At 70.6% G+C, this 17,873-nt stretch carries 16 protein-coding genes and 1 pseudogene; 12 read left to right on the top strand and 5 right to left on the bottom strand.

All coding sequences use genetic code 11. The features are described 5' to 3' along the window. Positions 1–25 precede the first annotated feature (25 nt). Positions 26–520, top strand: coding sequence for a SigE family RNA polymerase sigma factor (locus BLR04_RS06550; RefSeq protein ID WP_090760831.1), 495 nt, complete (start codon positions 26–28; stop codon positions 518–520). Next, a complete protein-coding gene (locus BLR04_RS06545; protein ID WP_090760551.1) occupies positions 517–1,602 on the top strand; it encodes a hypothetical protein in 1,086 nt (361 codons plus the stop codon). The genes BLR04_RS06550 and BLR04_RS06545 overlap by 4 nt, the downstream gene beginning before the upstream one ends. Before the next feature lie 71 nt (positions 1,603–1,673). Here BLR04_RS06545 and BLR04_RS06540 read toward each other — a convergent pair whose 3' ends face one another. Further along, complete coding sequence (locus tag BLR04_RS06540) at positions 1,674–1,916, bottom strand: type 2 periplasmic-binding domain-containing protein (protein WP_143021973.1); 243 nt, start codon at positions 1,914–1,916, stop codon at positions 1,674–1,676. 214 nt (positions 1,917–2,130) lie between these two features. Here BLR04_RS06540 and BLR04_RS06535 point away from each other — a divergent pair, with 214 nt between their 5' ends. The 4 genes and pseudogenes from BLR04_RS06535 to BLR04_RS42705 all read left to right on the top strand — a co-directional run. Next, on the top strand, positions 2,131–2,706 hold the full coding sequence (locus BLR04_RS06535; protein ID WP_090760547.1) for an SDR family oxidoreductase: 576 nt from the start codon (positions 2,131–2,133) through the stop codon (positions 2,704–2,706). Between the two features lie 154 nt (positions 2,707–2,860). Next, positions 2,861–4,090 (top strand): serine hydrolase domain-containing protein, encoded by a 1,230-nt coding sequence (locus BLR04_RS06530; protein WP_090760545.1) that lies wholly within the window; start codon positions 2,861–2,863, stop codon positions 4,088–4,090. Between the two features lie 70 nt (positions 4,091–4,160). Continuing rightward, positions 4,161–4,415: a hypothetical protein gene (locus tag BLR04_RS06525; protein WP_218128732.1), complete on the top strand. Its 255-nt coding sequence runs from the start codon at positions 4,161–4,163 to the stop codon at positions 4,413–4,415. Between the two features lie 52 nt (positions 4,416–4,467). Beyond that, positions 4,468–4,578: pseudogene (locus tag BLR04_RS42705) on the top strand (IS982 family transposase); the annotation flags it as partial. Positions 4,579–4,602: 24 nt separating this feature from the next. On the opposite strand, the gene BLR04_RS06520 reads toward BLR04_RS42705, so the two are convergent. Then, positions 4,603–5,235 (bottom strand): MBL fold metallo-hydrolase, encoded by a 633-nt coding sequence (locus BLR04_RS06520; protein ID WP_090760543.1) that lies wholly within the window; start codon positions 5,233–5,235, stop codon positions 4,603–4,605. A gap of 23 nt (positions 5,236–5,258) precedes the next feature. Between BLR04_RS06520 and BLR04_RS06515 the strand changes: the two genes are divergently transcribed. From BLR04_RS06515 to gatB, 6 genes are all read left to right on the top strand, one after another. Further along, entirely contained in the window at positions 5,259–6,248 is a 990-nt protein-coding gene (locus tag BLR04_RS06515; RefSeq protein WP_090760541.1) for a methionine synthase, read from the top strand. 66 nt (positions 6,249–6,314) lie between these two features. Continuing rightward, entirely contained in the window at positions 6,315–8,504 is a 2,190-nt protein-coding gene (ligA, locus tag BLR04_RS06510; protein ID WP_090760539.1) for an NAD-dependent DNA ligase LigA, read from the top strand. An 829-nt stretch (positions 8,505–9,333) separates the two neighbouring features. Further along, a complete protein-coding gene (locus BLR04_RS06505) occupies positions 9,334–11,406 on the top strand; it encodes a putative bifunctional diguanylate cyclase/phosphodiesterase (RefSeq protein ID WP_090760536.1) in 2,073 nt (690 codons plus the stop codon). Positions 11,407–11,519: 113 nt separating this feature from the next. Further along, positions 11,520–11,819 carry an Asp-tRNA(Asn)/Glu-tRNA(Gln) amidotransferase subunit GatC gene (gene gatC / locus BLR04_RS06500; protein ID WP_090760534.1) on the top strand — a complete coding sequence of 100 codons (300 nt, stop codon included), beginning with the start codon at positions 11,520–11,522 and terminating at the stop codon, positions 11,817–11,819. Next, positions 11,816–13,306: an Asp-tRNA(Asn)/Glu-tRNA(Gln) amidotransferase subunit GatA gene (gene gatA, locus BLR04_RS06495; RefSeq protein WP_090760532.1), complete on the top strand. Its 1,491-nt coding sequence runs from the start codon at positions 11,816–11,818 to the stop codon at positions 13,304–13,306. The genes gatC and gatA overlap by 4 nt, the downstream gene beginning before the upstream one ends. A 2-nt stretch (positions 13,307–13,308) precedes the next feature. Beyond that, positions 13,309–14,796: an Asp-tRNA(Asn)/Glu-tRNA(Gln) amidotransferase subunit GatB gene (gene gatB / locus BLR04_RS06490; RefSeq protein ID WP_090760829.1), complete on the top strand. Its 1,488-nt coding sequence runs from the start codon at positions 13,309–13,311 to the stop codon at positions 14,794–14,796. Between the two features lie 102 nt (positions 14,797–14,898). On the opposite strand, the gene BLR04_RS06485 is transcribed toward gatB, so the two are convergent. Genes BLR04_RS06485 through BLR04_RS06475 form a run of 3 tightly spaced genes read right to left on the bottom strand, consistent with a single transcriptional unit; the run spans position 14,899 to position 17,853 of the window. Beyond that, positions 14,899–16,398: a tripartite tricarboxylate transporter permease gene (locus BLR04_RS06485; RefSeq protein WP_090760530.1), complete on the bottom strand. Its 1,500-nt coding sequence runs from the start codon at positions 16,396–16,398 to the stop codon at positions 14,899–14,901. Position 16,399: 1 nt separating this feature from the next. Then, positions 16,400–16,885 carry a tripartite tricarboxylate transporter TctB family protein gene (locus BLR04_RS06480; protein WP_090760528.1) on the bottom strand — a complete coding sequence of 162 codons (486 nt, stop codon included), beginning with the start codon at positions 16,883–16,885 and terminating at the stop codon, positions 16,400–16,402. Further along, entirely contained in the window at positions 16,885–17,853 is a 969-nt protein-coding gene (locus tag BLR04_RS06475) for a Bug family tripartite tricarboxylate transporter substrate binding protein (RefSeq protein WP_090760827.1), read from the bottom strand. The genes BLR04_RS06480 and BLR04_RS06475 overlap by 1 nt, the downstream gene beginning before the upstream one ends. Positions 17,854–17,873 lie beyond the last annotated feature (20 nt).

Below are 17,873 nucleotides of genomic sequence, written 5' to 3'. Positions count from 1 at the left end.
CCCCTCGGCGGAGTTGTTCTCCTACATGGACCGTTACGAGGGGTTCCATGAGTTCGTGCGCGCGCGTCAGCAATCGTTGATGCGGACGGCGTACCTGCTCACGGGGAACCCTCATCTAGCCGAGGACCTGTTGCAGACGGTCCTTACCCGTGTCGCCTCGCACTGGGGGAAACTCGCCAAGGGCGGCAACCCGGAGGCGTACGCCCGCAAGGCCCTGGTGAACCAGACCATCTCCTGGCGCAGGCGCAGACAGGTCGAGTTACCAGGGGCCGAGTTGCCGGAGCGGGCCGAGCCGGGCCGGCCGCACGACGAAGCGACCGTGCGTCGTCTTGCGCTGAGTCAAGCGCTGGCCAAGCTCACGCCCAAGCAGCGGGCGGTGATCGTGCTGCGCTTCTACGAGGACCGATCGGAACACGAGACCGCAGAGCTCATGGGCGTCTCGATCGGCACCGTCAAGAGCCAGACCAGCTACGCGCTGTCGAAGCTGCGCGCGCTCACTCCTGAGGAGGTGTACCGATGAACACGTTGCGGGCGGATCTGCACGCGCTGGCCGAGCATGCGCCCGTCGTCGATCTGGCGGCGCGGGCGGTGCGCGGCGCGCGCAGGCGGCGCGCGACCCGGCTGGCCGTGGTGGCCGCCGCGGTGACCTGTCTGATCGCGTTCGGCGGCGCCATGTTGCTTCAGGTACGCGCCGAGCCCCGAATTGTGCTCACCCCGCCGGAGACGAAGGCGCTCCCGCTGCCCGCGAAGGGGGTCGGGCCGGTGGAGCAGGCGTACCGGACGCGATGCCGCCTGGACGGCCCGTGCGGTGTGCTCCCCTGGCGCGTCGTGACGCGTGCGGGTGAGACCTACGAACTGGGCAAGGACGCGAACGGGCCGCTGGAGGTCACGGCGGACGGCCGCAGGATCGCGTACTACAGCTCAGGGCATCAGGCGATCGTGGTGCGCGATCTGGCGAGCGGCAAGATCTGGAAGGCGCCGCTGAAGCAGCCTGAGGAGGATTTCACGGTCGAGTACGCGCTGCGCCTGTCGCCCGACGGCCTCCGGTTCATCGTGTCGGGCTGGGGTGGCCGGCGGCAGCCGAACAAGCTGGTCGACGTGGAGCGAGGGACGGTGACCGATCTCAAGCGGGGGTGGTGGCCGGTGAGTGTGTCGGACGGGTCGGGCCCCGTGGTGCTGGCCAAGCCGTACGACATGACCAGCCAGGTGTGGGTGCTCGGCCACGACCCGATCACCATCCGGGACTTCACGTACTCCTACAGCGCTCTCGCACCCGACGGACGGACGCTCGCCCGGCTGGGACAGACCGTCGACCGGGATCGGGAACCGATGGTGCGGAAGGACCGCTCGATCGTCACCTTCGACACGCTGCGGGCCGGCCGGGAGACCCGTACCCCGATCTCAGGGCTGCCCGAAGAGCTCGATCCCGCACGGCTCGGCGGCTGGTTGAACGCCACGGAGGTGACCGTGCTGGCCGTCCCCGAGTCGCCGGGCACGATTGCCGAGGCGGTGTACGCGGTGGACGTCCGGACGGGTGAGAGCAGGGAACTGTACGCGTTGCGCAGCGGCGGGCCGAACGTCGTGCCGGGGTTGGTGGGCTGAGCGGGAGGTCAGGGCTTTCTTCGGCCCTTGGCGACGAGCGGCCAGGGGCCTGAGCCGCATCGATGCGCGGCTCAGATGGCAAGGGGGCCGAGGTCGGCGGCGATTCGGGCGAGGGCCCGGATGAGGTCGTTCTCGGTCTCGGTACGCCACACCAGGGCATACCGCAGGGTGTCGATGTCGCTGACGAGCAGGTAGGCGATGTCGGGCCGGCTCCAATAGCGCCTCATGTGGGCGGGAAAGAGGCTGACGGCCTCCCCCATGCTGATCAGGGTGAGGATCTCTTCGGCGTTACGTACCGCGAGGCCGCGTTCGATCCGGTGCCCCGCGCTGGTGTGGGTCGCAGCCGTTCGGCGGTCCGGCCGAGATGCAGCTCTTCGGGGTCAGAAAGATCTCGATGTCGCGAAGTTCCACGGCCCCTCACATTAACCCGTGGGTTAATGCCACCTTGCGCAGATTGTCATTGTTTCAGGTGCTTGTCGCCGTTGATCCTGTTCACCGAAAGATTCGGATCACTTCTCTAGCGACGAGATGACGTCTCTGCTGGGCAGCACAGCGTTGGTGACCGGGGCCTCCCGAGGGATCGGCCGGGCCGTCGCGAGGCGCCTGACGGCCGACGGGGTGCTGGTGGCCGTGCACTACGGCAGCAACAAGGCGGCAGCCCGCGAGACCGTGCACCTGATCGAGGCCGACGGCGGCCGGGCCTTTCCGGTGCGGGCCGAGTTGGGCGTGCCCGGGGATGTGGACACCCTGTTCGCCGCCCTGGAGGCGGGGGCCTGCTCGCGCGGACCGGCCAGGCTGGACATCCTGGTCAACAACGCCGCCATCACCGCCGACTCGATCGAGACGATCACTCAGGAGGCGTTCGACCGGCTGATCGCGGTCAACGCCGTGGCGCCCGGCCCGACCGTCACCGACATGAACCCGTGGATGCTCGACAACCCCGAGGTCCAGCGGGCGGTGGGCAGCGGCAACGCCATCCCGCGGGCCGGTCAGCCCGCGGACATCGCCGACGTGGCGCCCTTTCTGGCCTCCGAGTCGGGCCGCTGGGTGACCGGGCAGATCATCGACGCCTCCGGCGGCTGCTTTCTCGGCCCCCGGATGTGACTGACCCGCTTCCGTCGCGTGTCAGCGGCGGCGTCAGGACGGCGACGGTGCGGTGTCAGAGCGTTCGGCGATGGTGGACGCCATGAACGGTTCGGCGGTCGCGCACCAGGCCACGCCGTACGCAAGATCGAACACTACAGGTGAGGAATTCATCATGGGACAGAACAACACCGGGTTCACCGCAACTGGACTGCGCAGGCTGCGTGAGGTGCTGGCACGGCATGTCGACTCCGGGAAGATCCCCGGCGTGGTCGCGCTGGTCAGCCGGGGCGGTCACACGCACGTCGAGGCACTGGGCACGATGCAGCATGACGGTGGCGCGCCGATGCGCCGGGACACCATCTTCCGGATGGCCTCCACGTCCAAGCCCGTGTCGATCGCGGCGGCGATGGTGCTGCTGGACGAGTGCCGGCTGCGGCTGGACGACGTGGTCGACCCGTGGCTGCCCGAGCTGGCCGGGCGCCGGGTGCTCACCCGCATCGACGCCGAGCTGGACGACACCGTGCCGGCCCGCCGCCCGATCACCGTCCGCGACGTGCTGACCTCCACCTTCGGTCTCGGCATGGACATGACCGCGCTGGGCACCCCGATCCTGAACGCCATCTTCGAGCGGGGCCTGACCCCGAACCTGCCGACCGAGGTGCCCGAGCAGGACGAGTGGATGCGCCGCCTGGGCGAGCTGCCGCTGATGTACCACCCCGGCGAGCAGTGGCAGTACCAGATCAGCAGCGACCTGGTCGGGGTGCTCGTCTCCCGGGTCACCGGCCAGACCTTCGAGGACTTCCTGCGCGAGCGCATCTTCGAGCCCCTCGGCATGACCGACACCGGCTTCCACGTGCCCGCCGACCAGATCGACCGGCTGCCCACCCTCTACGCCCCCGACCCGGCCACCGGCGAGTTCCTCGCCTGGGACGAGCCCAAGAACGGCCGCTGGAGCGCACCTCCGGCCTTCCAGGGTGGCGGTGGCGGGCTGGTCTCCACCGCCGACGACTACCACGCCTACTTCCGGATGCTGCTCAACGGCGGCACCCACCAGGGCAGGCGCATCCTGTCCCGGCCTGCCGTCGAGCTGATGACCACCAACCGCCTCACCCCCGAGCAGAACGCCGCCCGCACCGCCCTGGCCACCAACGCCGTGCACATCTCTTTCGGCCAGGGCCAGCAGGGCGGCTGGGGCATGGGCATGGCGGTGCGCACCTACCGCGGCGACTACGCCCCGATCGGCCAGTTCGGCTGGGACGGCGGCAGCGGCACCTCCGCCTACGCCGACCCGGCCAACCAGCTCACCGGCATCCTGCTCTGCCAGCTCGGCTACTCCGTGCCGAGCCCGGCGCACCTGATGAACGACTTCTGGACCACCCTCTACCAGGCCACCGACGCCTGACACCGAGCCCGCCCCAGCAGAGCCGTCCTCGGCGATCGACTTTCACGACAGATCCAAGGAGTACTTCACCATGCCCCTCACCCTGACCGAGCGGGACCAGCTGAAGTTGGACCACAAGTCCGTGGCCGCCATCGCCGACCAGGTGCTGCCGGCCCTGACCGCGGCCATGCGCCTGCTCAGGCAGCAGGCTCCGGCCGAGGCCGACAACTTCCGCAACACCGTCCTCGTCGCCACTGAAGCCGCCGCCCGGACCCACCAGGGCCGGCCCAGCCCTACCCTGGCGGACATGAGCCGCAAGATCACCGGAGCCCTCGACGCGGCCTAGGTCGTTGATGTGAAATTCGCTGATCGTCCGCGGGCACGGCGAAGGGCGTCCAGACGGCCTCTGGGCACGCATCAGCCGGCGCATCGTCGCCCTCAACGCCGTCATCCGGCACAACCGGAACATCGGCGCACCCGTGAAACGATCCCTGATCGCCTACGATCACCGACCCGAATCTCACATCAGCGATCTAGGCGAGGTCGGCCGACTCGCCGACCTTGAGGCGGCGGAAGTCGCGGCCCTGCTGGTCGCTCTCCATCTTCAGCCAGCCGTCGACCATGGCGAGGCCGATGTCGCCGTAGAGGCCGTCGTGGGTGGAGAACGCGCGTCCCGGGCGGACCTGCCGCAGGTACTCGACCACTTCCCCGAGCTTCAGCCATGGGCCGCTGGTCGGCACCAGCAGGGTCGGGACCTCCACGTCGGGGACCGTCAGGGCGTCGCCCGGGTAGAAGATCTCATCATCGATCAGGAAGCCGACGTTCTGGACCGGGTCGAGGTCGGGGTGGTTGCGGGCGTGCCACTCGCCGAACGCCTTCACCCGGAACCCAGCCGACTCGAAGTCGTCGCCGTGGCGCACGACCTGGACCTTGCCCGGCACCTCGGTGAGGTTCGCGGCGACGGCCTCGCACGTCCAGATCTCCACATCGGGCGAGGCGGACCTGAGCCGGTCGACGTCGACGTGGTCGCGGTGCTCATGGGTGATGAGCACCACGTCGGCGCCGTCGAGCACCGAGCCCTGGCTGAACGTGCCGGGGTCGACAACGAGGACCTTGCCGTCCTTTTCCACGCGGACGCAGGCGTGGTCAAATTTCGTCAGCTTCATGGTGCTGACCCTACGCTTGTGCCATGTCAACGTGGGAAGCGACCGGGGTGGGTTCGCACCCGGGTGAAGATCATCTTGAGGCGATCAGAGTCGTTCTCGGCGAGGTGCCCGGGCTGCCGTACCTGCCCGAGCTGCCGTCCAGGGGCGTCGGCGCCGACCTGGTCGGGCGGACGGCGGGGCTGCTCGTCGACCTGCCGGTCGAGGTGCAGCCGTCGGGGTGGCGGCTGTGCGACCGTCCAGGACGCGACCACCAGCGGGCCGTCGACCACCTGCGGCGCGACCTCGACGGGTTGGAGGAGCTCGCCCACGACTACGCCGGGCCGCTGAAACTGCAGGTCTGCGGGTCGTGGACGCTGGCCGGCTCGATCGAGCTCAGGCACGGCGACAAGGTGCTGTCCGACGCCGGGGCCGTACGCGACCTGACGGCCTCGCTGGCGCAGGGGGTCGCCGACCACTGCGCCGAGGTGCGGCGGCGGCTGCCCGGGGTGACGGAGATAGTCCTGCAGCTCGACGAGCCAGGGCTGCCGGGGGTGCTGGCGGGCACGGTGCCGACCGCGTCGGGGTTCGGGCGGCTCGCCGCCGTGGAGGAGTGGCGGGTCGAGGAGTCGCTGCCGCTGTTCGGCGCGCCCGTGGTGCACTGCTGCGCGCCGTCCGTGCCGTTCGATCTGCTGCGTCGGGCGGGTGTGCGCGGGGTGTCGGTCGACGCGTCCCTGCTGCGCCGGCGCGACGAGGAAGCGCTCGGCGAGCTGTTCGAGGCCGGGATGGTGCTGTTCCTGGGGGTCGTGCCGGGGCGTGACACCAGGCTCGCCGACGCGGGCGGGGTCGCGAGGCCGGCGGTCGACCTCTGGCGACGGCTGGGCTTCGCGCCCGAGCGGCTGGCCGAGCAGGTCGTGCTGACCCCCTCGTGCGGGCTGGCCGGGGCGTCTCCCGCGTACGCGAAGGCGGCGCTCGCCGCCTGCCGGAAGGCGGCCCGCGTGCTGCACGAGGATCCGGCGTGGGCACAGGGCGGATGACCCGTGTTCTTGTCGGTGCCCGCAGGTAGCGTTTGCTGAGGTGGTTGGACTGAAGGGAGGCCCAGCGTGAGTGAGCCAGGCACCGAGGTCGAGGGTGTGCCGGTGACCGCTCGCAAGCGGCACGCCGAGCTGAGCGAGCTGGTCGACGAGGCCCGCTGGCGTTACTACGTGCTCGACCAGCCCACGGTGAGCGACGCCCAGTTCGACGAGTGGTTCAGGGAACTGCTCGCCCTGGAGGAGGCTCACCCGTCGCTGCAGACGCCCGATTCACCCACGCAGAAGGTGGGCGCGCCCGTCTCGGGCGACTTCGCCAAGGTCGAGCACCTCAACCGGCTCGAAAGCCTCGACAACGCCTTCAACGCCGACGACATGGCGGCCTGGCAGGCGCGGGTCGAGCGGCTGGCCGAAGGCGACCCCGGCCCCTACCTGTGCGAGCTGAAGATCGACGGGCTGGCCATCGCGCTGGTCTACCGCGACGGCAAGCTCGAACGCGGCGCCACCCGCGGTGACGGCCGCCTCGGCGACGACGTGACGGCCAACGTCCGCACCATCCAGGGGATTCCCCACCGGCTCAAGGGCGACGACGTGCCGAGCCTGGTCGAGGTGCGCGGCGAGGTCTACATCCCGGTCGAAGACTTCGTCAAGCTCAACGAGCAGCTGGTCGAGCAGGGCAAGCTGCCCTTCGCCAACCCGCGCAACTCCGCGGCGGGCACGCTGCGCCAGAAAGACCCGCGCATCACGGCCCAACGCCCGCTGCGCATGCTGGTGCACGGCATCGGCGTCTGGGAGGGCACGGACGAGCCGCGGGCGCAGTCCCACTGCTACGAGCGGCTGCGCGAGTTCGGGCTGCCGGTCAGCGACCTCTACCGGGTGGTGCCGACCATCGACGAGGTCAACGCGTTCATCGAGCACTACCGCGTCCACCGCCACGACCCTCCGTACGAGATCGACGGGGTCGTGGTGAAGGTCGACGACTTCCGCACGCAGCGCGAGCTGGGCTCGACGTCCAGGGCGCCGCGCTGGGCGATCGCGTTCAAGTACCCGCCGGAAGAGGTCAACACCAAGCTGCTCGACATCCAGGTCGGTGTGGGGCGCACCGGGCGGGTGACGCCGTTCGCGGTGATGGAGCCGGTCGTGGTGGCGGGCTCGACCGTCGAGCGGGCCACGCTGCACAACGCCGCCATCGTCAAGAAGAAGGGCGTGCTCATCGGCGACACCGTGGTGCTGCGCAAGGCGGGCGACGTCATCCCCGAGGTCGTCGGTCCTGTGGTGGCGCTGCGCGACGGGTCCGAGCGCGAGTTCGTCATGCCGACCCACTGCCCCGAGTGCGGCACGGAGCTGGCGTACGAGAAGGAGGGCGACGCCGACCTGCGCTGCCCCAACGCGCGCGGCTGCCCGGCGCAGATCCGCGAGCGCATCTTCTTCGCGGCGGGCCGGCGCGCGCTCAACATCGACGGGCTCGGCTACGTCGCGGCCACCGCGCTCACCCAGCCGCTGCCGCCGCAGGAGCCGGTCGTGCGCACCGAGGCCGACCTGTTCGACCTCACGCTCGAACGCATCATGCCGATCAGGTCGGTGGTCCGCGACCCCGACACCGGCCTGCCCAAGATCGACCCGAAGACGGGCGAGGAGAAGGTCGTCTCCCTGTTCCAGAACATGGACGGCGAGCCCAGCCAGAACGCCCTCGTGCTGATGGAGGAGCTCGAGAAGGCCAAGCAGGCCTCACTCGCCCAGGTGCTGGTGGCCCTGTCGATCCGGCACATCGGCCCGCCCACGGCCCGCGCCCTGGCCGACGCCATGCGCTCGATCGACGCGATCATGAACGCCTCCGAGGAGGAGCTCGCGGCGGTCGAGGGCATCGGTCCGCGGGTGGCGGCCACGATCCACGAGTGGTTCGAGGTCGACTGGCACCGCGAGATCATCGAACGGTGGCGGGCGGCCGGGGTCCGCATGGAGGACGAACCGGCGCCGGAGAAGGGGCCGCAGACCCTCGAAGGGCTCACGTTCGTGGTGACGGGCACGCTCGACGGCTACACGCGTGACTCGGCCGCCGAAGCGCTGACCGCCCGGGGCGGCAAGGTGGCCTCTTCGGTGTCGAAGAAGACGTCGTTCCTGATCGCAGGGGAGAACGCCGGGTCGAAGTACGACAAGGCGGTGAGCCTGGGGGTGCCGATCCTCGACCGGGAGGGGTTCGAGATCCTCCTTAAGGAAGGCCCCGAGTCGGCCGCCGCCAACGTCGTCCCACCCGAGTCGTAGCCGCCCGCCCCGCCCACTCGGGCGGTGGCACGCCGTACGGCATCCTCCCACCGCACCACGGGCGGTGCCCTGCGACAGGGATGCCTGTCGCAGGGCGCCTCCGGGCGATCCCACGAGAACCCGTCCAAGGGCTCAGGGATGGCGGTTCACCTGCGAAGGCAGGTGATGCAGCCGTGCCCGCCGCACGGTTGGCCCTCCGGCACATGGTTGGCAGTCAGGCGCACGGTTGGCCGCCGCCGCGTGGTCGATTGCCGGCGAAGCCCCGTGCCCGCACCGAGGTGGTGTCAGATGGCGGTCGCGATGGCGCCCACAGCACCCGGTCGCCCACCTGGCCTGTGCCCGATGCCGCGCCTTCGTGTGAGGGGGTCGAGTTTCGCGTTCTGTGGGGGTGTCTGCGTTGCTTGGCTGCTGCTGGTCTGTGTCCGGCGTCGCGGGTCTGTTCGGGGTGGGCGATGGGTCGGTGTCCACGGGTAGGCGGCCCGTCGGCCGGGCGGCGATGGGCGCGAAGGTCGCTGGCGGCCGTCGAGCGGGTGGCATCCCCTTGTGCGGCGGATTGGAGCTCCGCGCTTTTGGGCCTGTGTTGCTTGGTCGTTCCTGGGTTGTGTCGGCGTTGGCGCTCGCCACTGCTGCGGGCTGGGGCGGGCCTTCGCATTCCCTGGCGGGCCAGCGCGAGGAGGGGGCGATAGGCGTAGAGTGTGTGCGTTGCTACAGAGTGTGCTTTTTGGGTATATGTCGGAAACGAGAAGTGACGGAACGTACGCGCTCGGTTTCGCGAAGTGGGGTGAAGGTCGTACCCTCCCATAGTGACCTAATGGGGGTTCTGTTATCGATGACTGACCCAACCGACACCCGCGACACCGGTCCCCGCGTCGGCACACCGCTGTGGGCGTACCTCGTGGGCATCACTGTGATCGGATTCACCGCCCTGGTGGTGGCCATGCTGCGGCTCGACCTGACCGACCTGGCCGGGCTCGCGCGTACGCCCCTGTTCTGGGTGCTCGCGGTGCTCGTGGTCCTGGGGGAGCTCAGGCCCGTCATGGTGTCCTCGGCGGCCGCCGTCGGCGGCACGTACCCGTCCACCATGTTCACCTTCGCGGTGGTGCTGCACCTCGGGCTGCCTGTCGCGGTGCTCATGCAGGCCGTCGCGGTCGCCATGAACGGCGTGGTCACGCGCAAGGCCTTCCATCGGGTCATGTTCAACATCGCCCAGTCCACCCTCGCGCTCACCGCGGCGGCCGTCGTGCTGGGGACGTTCGGGATCCTGCCGAGCCCCGCCGTGCCGTGGGTGCCTGGCGGCGCCGACCTGCCGGCGATCGCGCTGGCCGGGGTCGCGTACTTCGTCGTCAGGGCCGCCCTGGTCAGCGGCGCGGTCGCGCTGCACGAGCGGCGTTCGATCATGCGCGTGCTCAGGGCGACCGTGGTGCCGCAGAGCCTCGTCTACGCCGGGCTGCTCGGCCTCGCGCCGCTGGTCGTCGTGGTGATGAACCACTCGCCTGGGCTCGTGCCGCTGTTCGTCGCGCCGCTGGCCGCCGTGTACTTCACCGCCACGCTCTCCATGCGCCGCGACCACCAGGCCCTGCACGACGAGCTGACCGGGCTGCCCAACCGCAAGATGCTCGTCGTCAGCACCGAGGAGGCGCTGGCCGAGGTGCGCCACGGCGACCGGGTCGGCCTGTTCCTGCTCGACCTCGACCGGTTCAAGGAGGTCAACGACACGATGGGCCACCCGGTGGGCGACCGGTTGCTGCAGATGGTGGCCCACCGCCTCACCCATTCCGTACGGCCGGGCGACGTGGTGGCGCGGCTCGGGGGCGACGAGTTCGCGGTGCTGCTGCCGTCCATCAGGGACGCCCACGCGGCCAGGGAGGTGGCGGCCCGGCTGCGGGCGGCGCTCACCGAGCCGGTACGGCTGGAGGGCATGACGTTCGACATGGACGCGTCCGTCGGCATCGCCCTCTACCCCGACCACGCGCCCGACTTCGAGCTGCTGCTGCAGCGGGCCGACGTGGCGATGTACCTGGCGAAGGAGGGGCGTACCGGAGTCGAGCTCTACCAGCCGCACAAGGACCGCAACTCTCCGGAACGCCTCAGCCTGCTCGGCGACCTGCGGCGCGCGATCGACAACCGCGAGCTGCGGCTGCACTACCAGCCCAAGATCGTCCTGGGCGGCGGCGAGGTGCAGGGCGTCGAGGCGCTGCTGCGCTGGCGTCATCCGGTGCACGGGCCGATCGCGCCGTCGGAGTTCGTGCCGCTGGCCGAGCAGTCGTACCTGATGCGGCAGCTGACGGCGTACGTGATCGAGGAGGCGCTGGAGCAGGCCGCGCGCTGGTGGCGGGCGGGGACGCAGGTGCAGATCTCGATCAACATCTCGGCTCGCGACCTGCTCGGCCCGGCCCTGCCGCAGCGGCTGGAGGCGGGCCTGGCCCGTCACGGCCTGCCGCCGGCGGCCGTCCAGCTGGAGGTCACCGAGCGCATCCTGACCGGCGACCAGGCCTACACCCAGGACACGATCAAGGCGCTGGCCGCGCTCGGAGTGCCGCTGGCCCTCGACGACTTCGGCACCGGCTACTCGTCGCTGATCCGGCTGCAGCGCCTGGCGGTGTCGGAGGTCAAGATCGACGCGTCGTTCGTCCGCCGGATCGCCGAGTCGGACGACGACGCCCGGATCGTACGCTCGATCATCGACCTGGTCCGCTCGCTCGGGATGCGGTCGGTGGCCGAGGGCGTCGAGTCCGACGAGGTGGCCGCCCGGCTGGTGGAGATGGGCTGCGACGTGGGGCAGGGCTGGCTGTTCTGCGAGCCGATGGCGGCCGAGGAGATCACGGCCTGGCTGTGCGAGCGCCGCGCCACGACGCCCGGGCCGGGCTACGACTACCAGCCCGAGATCAGCCGCTCCGCCTGACCCGGAGCACCGTGATCATGTTGCCAGGTGGTTAACCGTTCGGGCCTGCTCCGTCAAGGCCCCTAGGATGGCAGTGTCCGAAGACTCCATCCACGAAACGGGTTAACCGACTCATGTCCGCCATAACCCGCGACGAGGTCGCACACCTGGCCCGGTTGTCCAGGCTGGCGCTCACCGACGACGAGCTCGACCACTACGCCACCCAGCTCGATGCCATCATCGAGTCGGTCGCCAAGGTCGCCGAGGTCGCCGCGGAAGATGTGCCGCCGTCGTCGCACGCGCTTCCGCTGACCAACGTCTTCCGTGCCGACGAGGTGCAACCCGGCCTCGCGCCGGAGCAGGCGCTTTCCGGCGCCCCCGCCGTCGAGGACGACCGCTTCCGGGTGCCGCGCATCCTCGGGGAGGAGGCATGAGCCTGATCCGCAAGACAGCAGCCGAGCTGGGCACGATGGTGGCGTCGGGCGAGGTCACGGCGGTCGAGGTCGCCGAGGCGCACCTCGACCGGATGGCCGAGGTCGAGCCCAAGGTCAACGCGTTCCTGCACGTCGATCGCGAGACGACGCTGGAGCAGGCGCGGGCGGTCGACGCCCGGCTGCGGGCGGGCGAGAAGCTCGGTCCGCTGGCCGGTGTGCCGATCGCGCACAAGGACATCTTCACCACGCGTGACATGCCCACCACCGCCGCCTCCAAGATCCTCAAGGGATGGCGGCCGCCGTACGACGCGACCGTGACGGCGCGCCTGCGCGCGGCCGGCCTGGTCATCCTGGGCAAGACCAACCTCGACGAGTTCGCCATGGGCTCCTCGACGGAGAACTCCGCGTACGGCACCACCCGCAACCCGTGGGACCTGTCGAGGGTGCCGGGCGGTTCGTCGGGCGGCTCCAGCGCCGCCGTGGCCGCGTACGAGGCGCCGCTGTCCACGGGCACTGACACGGGTGGCTCGATCCGCCAGCCCGCCTCGGTGACCGGCATCGTGGGCATGAAGCCGACCTACGGTGGTTCGTCCCGCTACGGGCTCATCGCGTTCGCGAGTTCGCTCGACACGCCCGGCCCGTTCGCGCGCAACGTGCTCGACGCGGCCCTGCTGCACGAGGCGTTCTCGGGCCACGACCCGATGGACTCGACCTCGATCGACGCGCCCGTGCCCTCGGTGGTCGAGGCCGCCAGGACGCCCGACGTCGCCGGGATGCGCATCGGTGTGGTGAAGGAGTTCAGCGGCGAGGGCTACCAGCCCGGCGTGCTGGCCCGCTACCACGAGGCCGTCCAGCTCCTGGAGTCGCTCGGGGCCAAGGTCGTCGAGGTCTCCTGCCCGTCGTTCCTGACCGCGCTGCCCGCGTACTACCTGATCGCGCCGTCGGAGTGCTCGTCCAACCTGGCGCGCTTCGACGCCATGCGCTACGGCCTGCGCGTCGGCGACGACGGCACCCGCAGCGCCGAGGAGGTCATGGCGCTGACCCGGGCCGCCGGGTTCGGCCCCGAGGTCAAGCGGCGCATCATGCTCGGCACGTACGCGCTGTCGAGCGGCTACTACGACGCCTACTACGGTCAGGCCCAGAAGGTGCGCACGGTCATCTCGCGCGAGTTCGAGGCGGCGTTCCACCAGGTCGACGTCCTGGTGTCGCCGACGACGCCGACCACGGCGTTCCCGATCGGCGAGCGCGCCGACGACCCGATGGCGATGTACCTCGCCGACCTGTGCACCATCCCGTCCAACCTGGCCGGAAACGCGGCCATGTCGGTGCCCGTCGGCCTGGCCGACGAGGACGGCCTGCCGGTCGGCCTGCAGATCATGGCCCCGGTGCTGGCCGACGACCGCTGCTACCGCGTCGGCGCCGCCGTCGAGCAGGCGCTGGAGAGCCGCTGGGGCGGCCCGCTGCTGAAGGAGGCCCCGTCGCTATGACGATGCTCTATGACGAAGCGCTCGACCGGTTCGAGCCGGTTCTCGGGCTCGAGACGCACGTCGAGCTGGGCACGAAGTCGAAGATGTTCTGCGGCTGCAAGACGACCTTCGGCGCTCCGCCCAACACGCAGGTCTGCCCGACCTGCCTGGCGTTCCCCGGCGCGCTGCCGGTGGCCAACGCGGCGGCCATCGAGTCGACCATCCGCATCGGCCTGGCGCTGAACTGCTCGATCGCCGAGTGGTGCCGGTTCGCCCGGAAGAACTACTTCTATCCGGACATGCCGAAGAACTACCAGATCTCGCAGTACGACGAGCCGCTCTGCTTCGACGGCTACATCGACGTCGAGGTCAACGGCGAGCCCGTGCGCATCGAGATCGAGCGGGTCCACCTGGAGGAGGACACCGGCAAGTCCACCCACGTGGGCGGCGCGACCGGGCGCATCCACGGGGCCGACTACTCGATCGTCGACTACAACCGGGCCGGCATCCCGCTGGTCGAGATCGTGACCAAGCCCATCCCCGGCACCGACCGGCTCGCGCCCGAGGTGGCCAAGGCGTACGTGACCGAGCTGCGCGAGATCATGCGGTCGCTGGGCGTCTCCGACGTGCGCATGGAGGAGGGCTCGCTGCGGTGTGACGTCAACGTCTCGCTCATGCCGCGCGGCGCGTCCGAGTGGGGCACCCGTACGGAGACCAAGAACGTCAACTCCCTGCGCAGCGTCGAGCGCGCGGTGCGCAGCGAGATCGAGCGTCAGGCGGGCGTCCTCGCCGAGGGCGGCAAGATCGTCCAGGAGACGCGCCACTTCCACGAGGACACCGGCACCACCACCTCGGGCCGGTCCAAGGAGGAGGCGCAGGACTACCGCTACTTCCCCGAGCCCGACCTGGTGCCGATCGCGCCCGACCCGGCGTGGGTGGCCAAGCTCAAGGAGGCCCTGCCCGAGCTGCCGCTGGCGCGGCGTAAGCGGCTGCAGGCCGAGTGGGCGCTGTCCGACCACGACATGCAGGCCATGCACAACGCCGACGCGATCGACCTGGTCGAGGCCACCGTCGCGGCGGGCGCCCCGGCGGCCGACGCGCGCAAGTGGTGGATGGGCGAGCTCGCCCGGCGGGCCAACGAGACGGGTGTCCCGCTGTCGGGGCTGCCCATCACGCCGGTGCAGATCGCCCGGGTGACCGAGCTGGTCGCCTCCGGCGCGCTCAACGACAAGCTGGCGCGCGAGGTCCTCGAGGGCGTGCTCGCCGGCGAGGGCACGCCGGACGAGGTGGTCGAGCGGCGCGGGCTGCAGATCGTCAACGACGAGGGCGAGCTGTCGGCGATCATCGACCAGGTGCTGGCCGACAACGCCGACGCGGTCGAGAAGGTGCGGTCGGGGAAGATCGCCGCCGCGGGTGCGCTCGTGGGTGGCGTCATGCGGGCGAGCAAGGGCAAGGCCGACGCGGCCCGCGCCCGCCAGCTCATCCTGGAGAAGCTCGGCGTCTCGGAGTAACCGCAGCAGTGTGACCTCATCCGTCCCTTTGGGGGATGGGGTGCTGAAAGGGCGCTCACTCGATGAGAGTGAGCGCCCTTCTTGGTGTTGGGGCTGGCGCATTCACTCCTGGGGGTGGCGGCGGGTGGTGAGTTTCTTCAGTACGGGGGTGAGGAGGGCGAGGGCGGCGAGCAGCAGGAGGACGATCGAGATCGGGCTGCTCACCAACACGGTGGGGTCGCCGGCGCCGATGGCCAGGGCGCGGCGGAGTTGGATCTCCGCCATCGGGCCGAGGATCATGCCGATCACCGCCGGTGCCACGGGCAGGCCGAACCGCCGCATCGCGAACCCCAGCAGCCCCAGGATGTACAGGACGAAAAGATCCACCACGGTGGCGTTCAGGGCATAGACGCCGAGTGCCGCGAAAACCACGATCCCGGCGTACAGGTACGGCCGGGGGATCCGCAGGATGCGCGCCCACAGCGGCGCCATCGGCAGGTTGAGCACCAGCAGCATCGCGTTCCCGATGAACAGTGACGCGATCATGCCCCACACCAGCGCCGGGTTGTGCTCGAACAGTTGCGGCCCCGGCTGCAGGCCGTACTGCTGGAAGGCGGCCAGCAGGATCGCGGCCGTCGCGGACGTCGGCAGCCCCAGCGTCAGCAGCGGCACCAGCGTCCCGGCCGCCGAGGCGTTGTTCGCCGCCTCGGGCCCGGCCACGCCCTCGATGGCCCCCTTGCCGTACTCCTCGCGGGCCACGCCGCGGGCCAGCCTCTTCTCGGCCGCGTACGACAGAAAGGTGGGGATCTCGGCGCCGCCGCCCGGCAGCGCGCCGAACGGGAACCCGAGCGCGGTGCCCCGCAGCCAGGGCGCCCACGAGCGGCGCCAGTCAGAGCGGCCCATCCACGCCCGCCCGACCGGCACGATCTCCGGCGGCACGTGCCGCAGCCGCGAGGCGACGTACAGGCACTCGCCCAGCGCGAACAGGCCGACCGCGACGATCACCACGTCGATCCCGTCGAGCAACTGCGGGATGCCGAGGGTGAGCCGCGCCTGCCCGGTCTGCTGGTCGATGCCGACCAGCCCGATCACCAGGCCGAGCCCGAGCGAAGCGAGTCCGCGCACGACCGAGCGCGACAGCACCGACGACACCGCCGTGAACGCGAGGATCGCGAGGGCGAAGTAGTCGGCGGGGCCGAACGCGATGGCGAAGCTCACCACCGCGGGGGCCGCCACGACGAGCAGCGCCGTGGCGATCGTCCCCGCCACGAACGAGCCGATCGCGGCCGTGGCCAGCGCCTGGGCGGCCCGCCCTCGCCGGGCCATCTTGTTGCCCTCCAGCGCCGTGATCATCGACGACGACTCGCCGGGCGTGTTGAGCAGGATGGACGTCGTCGAGCCGCCGTACATGCCGCCGTAGTAGATGCCGGCGAACATGATGAACGCGCTCGTCGACGGCACCGTGAAGGTCACCGGCAACAGCAGCGCCACCGTCATCGCGGGCCCGATGCCCGGCAGCACGCCGACGAGCGTCCCGAGCGTGACGCCGATGAGGGCGTACAGGAGGTTGACGGGGGTCAGCGCGGCGGCGAAGCCGTCGAGCAGGAGCTGCCACGAACTCACCTCAGATCACCCCCTCGAGCGGCCCGCCGGGCAGCGTCACCCCGAGGCCCTTGACGAACAGCGCGTACGTCACCACGCCCACGACCACGGCGATCAACGCGGCGCGCCCCTTGTGCGCCGCGCCGAGGGCCACCGACAGGCCGAAGAACAGCAGGGACGCGCCGATGATCCAGCCGAGCACGTTCAGCAGCGCGGCGAACGCCAGGAAGATCCCGCTGACCAGGCCGACGCTGCGCCAGTCGGTGGGGGCGTCGGCGTCGACGTCCTCGCTCTCCTCGGGGTCGGCGCGGCCGCCGCGCAGGACGTCGGCCACGTAGCAGATCCCGATGAGCACCATGGCGCCGCCCACCAGCATGGGGAAGAACCGCGGCCCGAGGCCGAGCTGGGAGGCGGCGGCCGAGACGTCGAGCGTCCCGGCGACGACCAGCACGCCCAGCACCAGCACCACGACCGCGAGCCCGAGTTCGGGCCGCCACCGTCGAGCCATCAGGAGACGAGCCCCATCTCGGCGATGATGCCCTTGACGCGCGTCTGCTCGGCGTTCAGGTAGTCGGCGAACTCCTGGCCCGTCTGGAACGAGTCGATCCAGCCGTTCTTGGCCACCGCGTCCTTCCACGGCTGCGCGTCGTGCATCTTGGTGACCAGGTCGGTCAGGGCCGCGCGGTCGGCGTCGGACAGCTCGCCGGGAGCGACGAAACCGCGCCAGTTGGCCAGCTCGACGTCCAGCCCGGCCTCCTTCAGCGTGGGCACGTCGAGGTCGGGCAGCCGCGCGCCGGACGTGACGCCGAGGGCGCGCAGCTTGCCCGACCTCACGTGCTCGGCGAACTCGCTCACGCCCGAGATGCCCGCGCTGACCTGGTTGCCGAGCAGCTCGTTCAGCGCCTCGCCGCCGCCCGAGTGGGCGATGTAGTTGACCTGCTTGGGGTCGACGCCCGCCGCCTTGGCCATCAGCCCGGCCACGATGTGGTCGGTGCCGCCCGCCGAGCCGCCCGAGACGGACACCTTCGCCGGGTCGGTCTTCCACGCCGCCACCAGGTCGGCCAGCGTCTTGAACGGGGAGGCGGCCGGGACCACGACGATCTCGTACTCCTCGGTCAGCTTGGCGATGGGCGTGGTCTCCGAGAGCGTGACCTTGCTCTTGTTCTGCTCGATGGCGCCCACCATGACCAGGCCCATGGTCATCAACAGGTTGCCGTTGCCCTTCTCGCCGGCGAGCTGGGCCAGTCCGATCGTGCCGCCCGCGCCGGGGACGTTGAACACCTCGACCCGGCGCTGCGGATCGGCGGCCTTGAGCGCCTGCTCGGCCACGCGGGAGGTCTGGTCCCAGCCGCCGCCGGGCGCGGCCGGCGCCATGATCCGCAGGGCGTCGGCGGACGTTCCGCCGCCCTGCGCGCCGCATCCCGTCAACGCGGCCAGGGAGAGTGCCGCGACGGCGGCGAATACGCGCAAGCGCATGATCACTCCAAGGGGGATTT

Source organism: Nonomuraea maritima (assembly GCF_900100395.1).
Lineage (GTDB): Bacteria > Actinomycetota > Actinomycetes > Streptosporangiales > Streptosporangiaceae > Nonomuraea > Nonomuraea maritima.
Note: the sequence above shows the minus strand (reverse complement) of the source record. Positions and strands in the feature narration are given on the sequence as shown.

Excerpts from the sequence above, each read along its gene's own strand:
- BLR04_RS06550 (WP_090760831.1), top strand. The coding sequence starts at position 26 with ATGGACCGTTACGAGGGGTTCCATGAGTTCGTGCGCGCGCGTCAGCAA.
- BLR04_RS06545 (WP_090760551.1), top strand. The coding sequence starts at position 517 with ATGAACACGTTGCGGGCGGATCTGCACGCGCTGGCCGAGCATGCGCCC.
- BLR04_RS06535 (WP_090760547.1), top strand. The coding sequence starts at position 2,131 with ATGACGTCTCTGCTGGGCAGCACAGCGTTGGTGACCGGGGCCTCCCGA.
- BLR04_RS06530 (WP_090760545.1), top strand. The coding sequence starts at position 2,861 with ATGGGACAGAACAACACCGGGTTCACCGCAACTGGACTGCGCAGGCTG.
- BLR04_RS06525 (WP_218128732.1), top strand. The coding sequence starts at position 4,161 with ATGCCCCTCACCCTGACCGAGCGGGACCAGCTGAAGTTGGACCACAAG.
- BLR04_RS06520 (WP_090760543.1), bottom strand. The coding sequence starts at position 5,235 with ATGAAGCTGACGAAATTTGACCACGCCTGCGTCCGCGTGGAAAAGGAC.
- BLR04_RS06515 (WP_090760541.1), top strand. The coding sequence starts at position 5,259 with ATGTCAACGTGGGAAGCGACCGGGGTGGGTTCGCACCCGGGTGAAGAT.
- BLR04_RS06505 (WP_090760536.1), top strand. The coding sequence starts at position 9,334 with ATGACTGACCCAACCGACACCCGCGACACCGGTCCCCGCGTCGGCACA.
- gatC (WP_090760534.1), top strand. The coding sequence starts at position 11,520 with ATGTCCGCCATAACCCGCGACGAGGTCGCACACCTGGCCCGGTTGTCC.
- gatA (WP_090760532.1), top strand. The coding sequence starts at position 11,816 with ATGAGCCTGATCCGCAAGACAGCAGCCGAGCTGGGCACGATGGTGGCG.
- gatB (WP_090760829.1), top strand. The coding sequence starts at position 13,309 with ATGCTCTATGACGAAGCGCTCGACCGGTTCGAGCCGGTTCTCGGGCTC.
- BLR04_RS06480 (WP_090760528.1), bottom strand. The coding sequence starts at position 16,885 with ATGGCTCGACGGTGGCGGCCCGAACTCGGGCTCGCGGTCGTGGTGCTG.
- BLR04_RS06475 (WP_090760827.1), bottom strand. The coding sequence starts at position 17,853 with ATGCGCTTGCGCGTATTCGCCGCCGTCGCGGCACTCTCCCTGGCCGCG.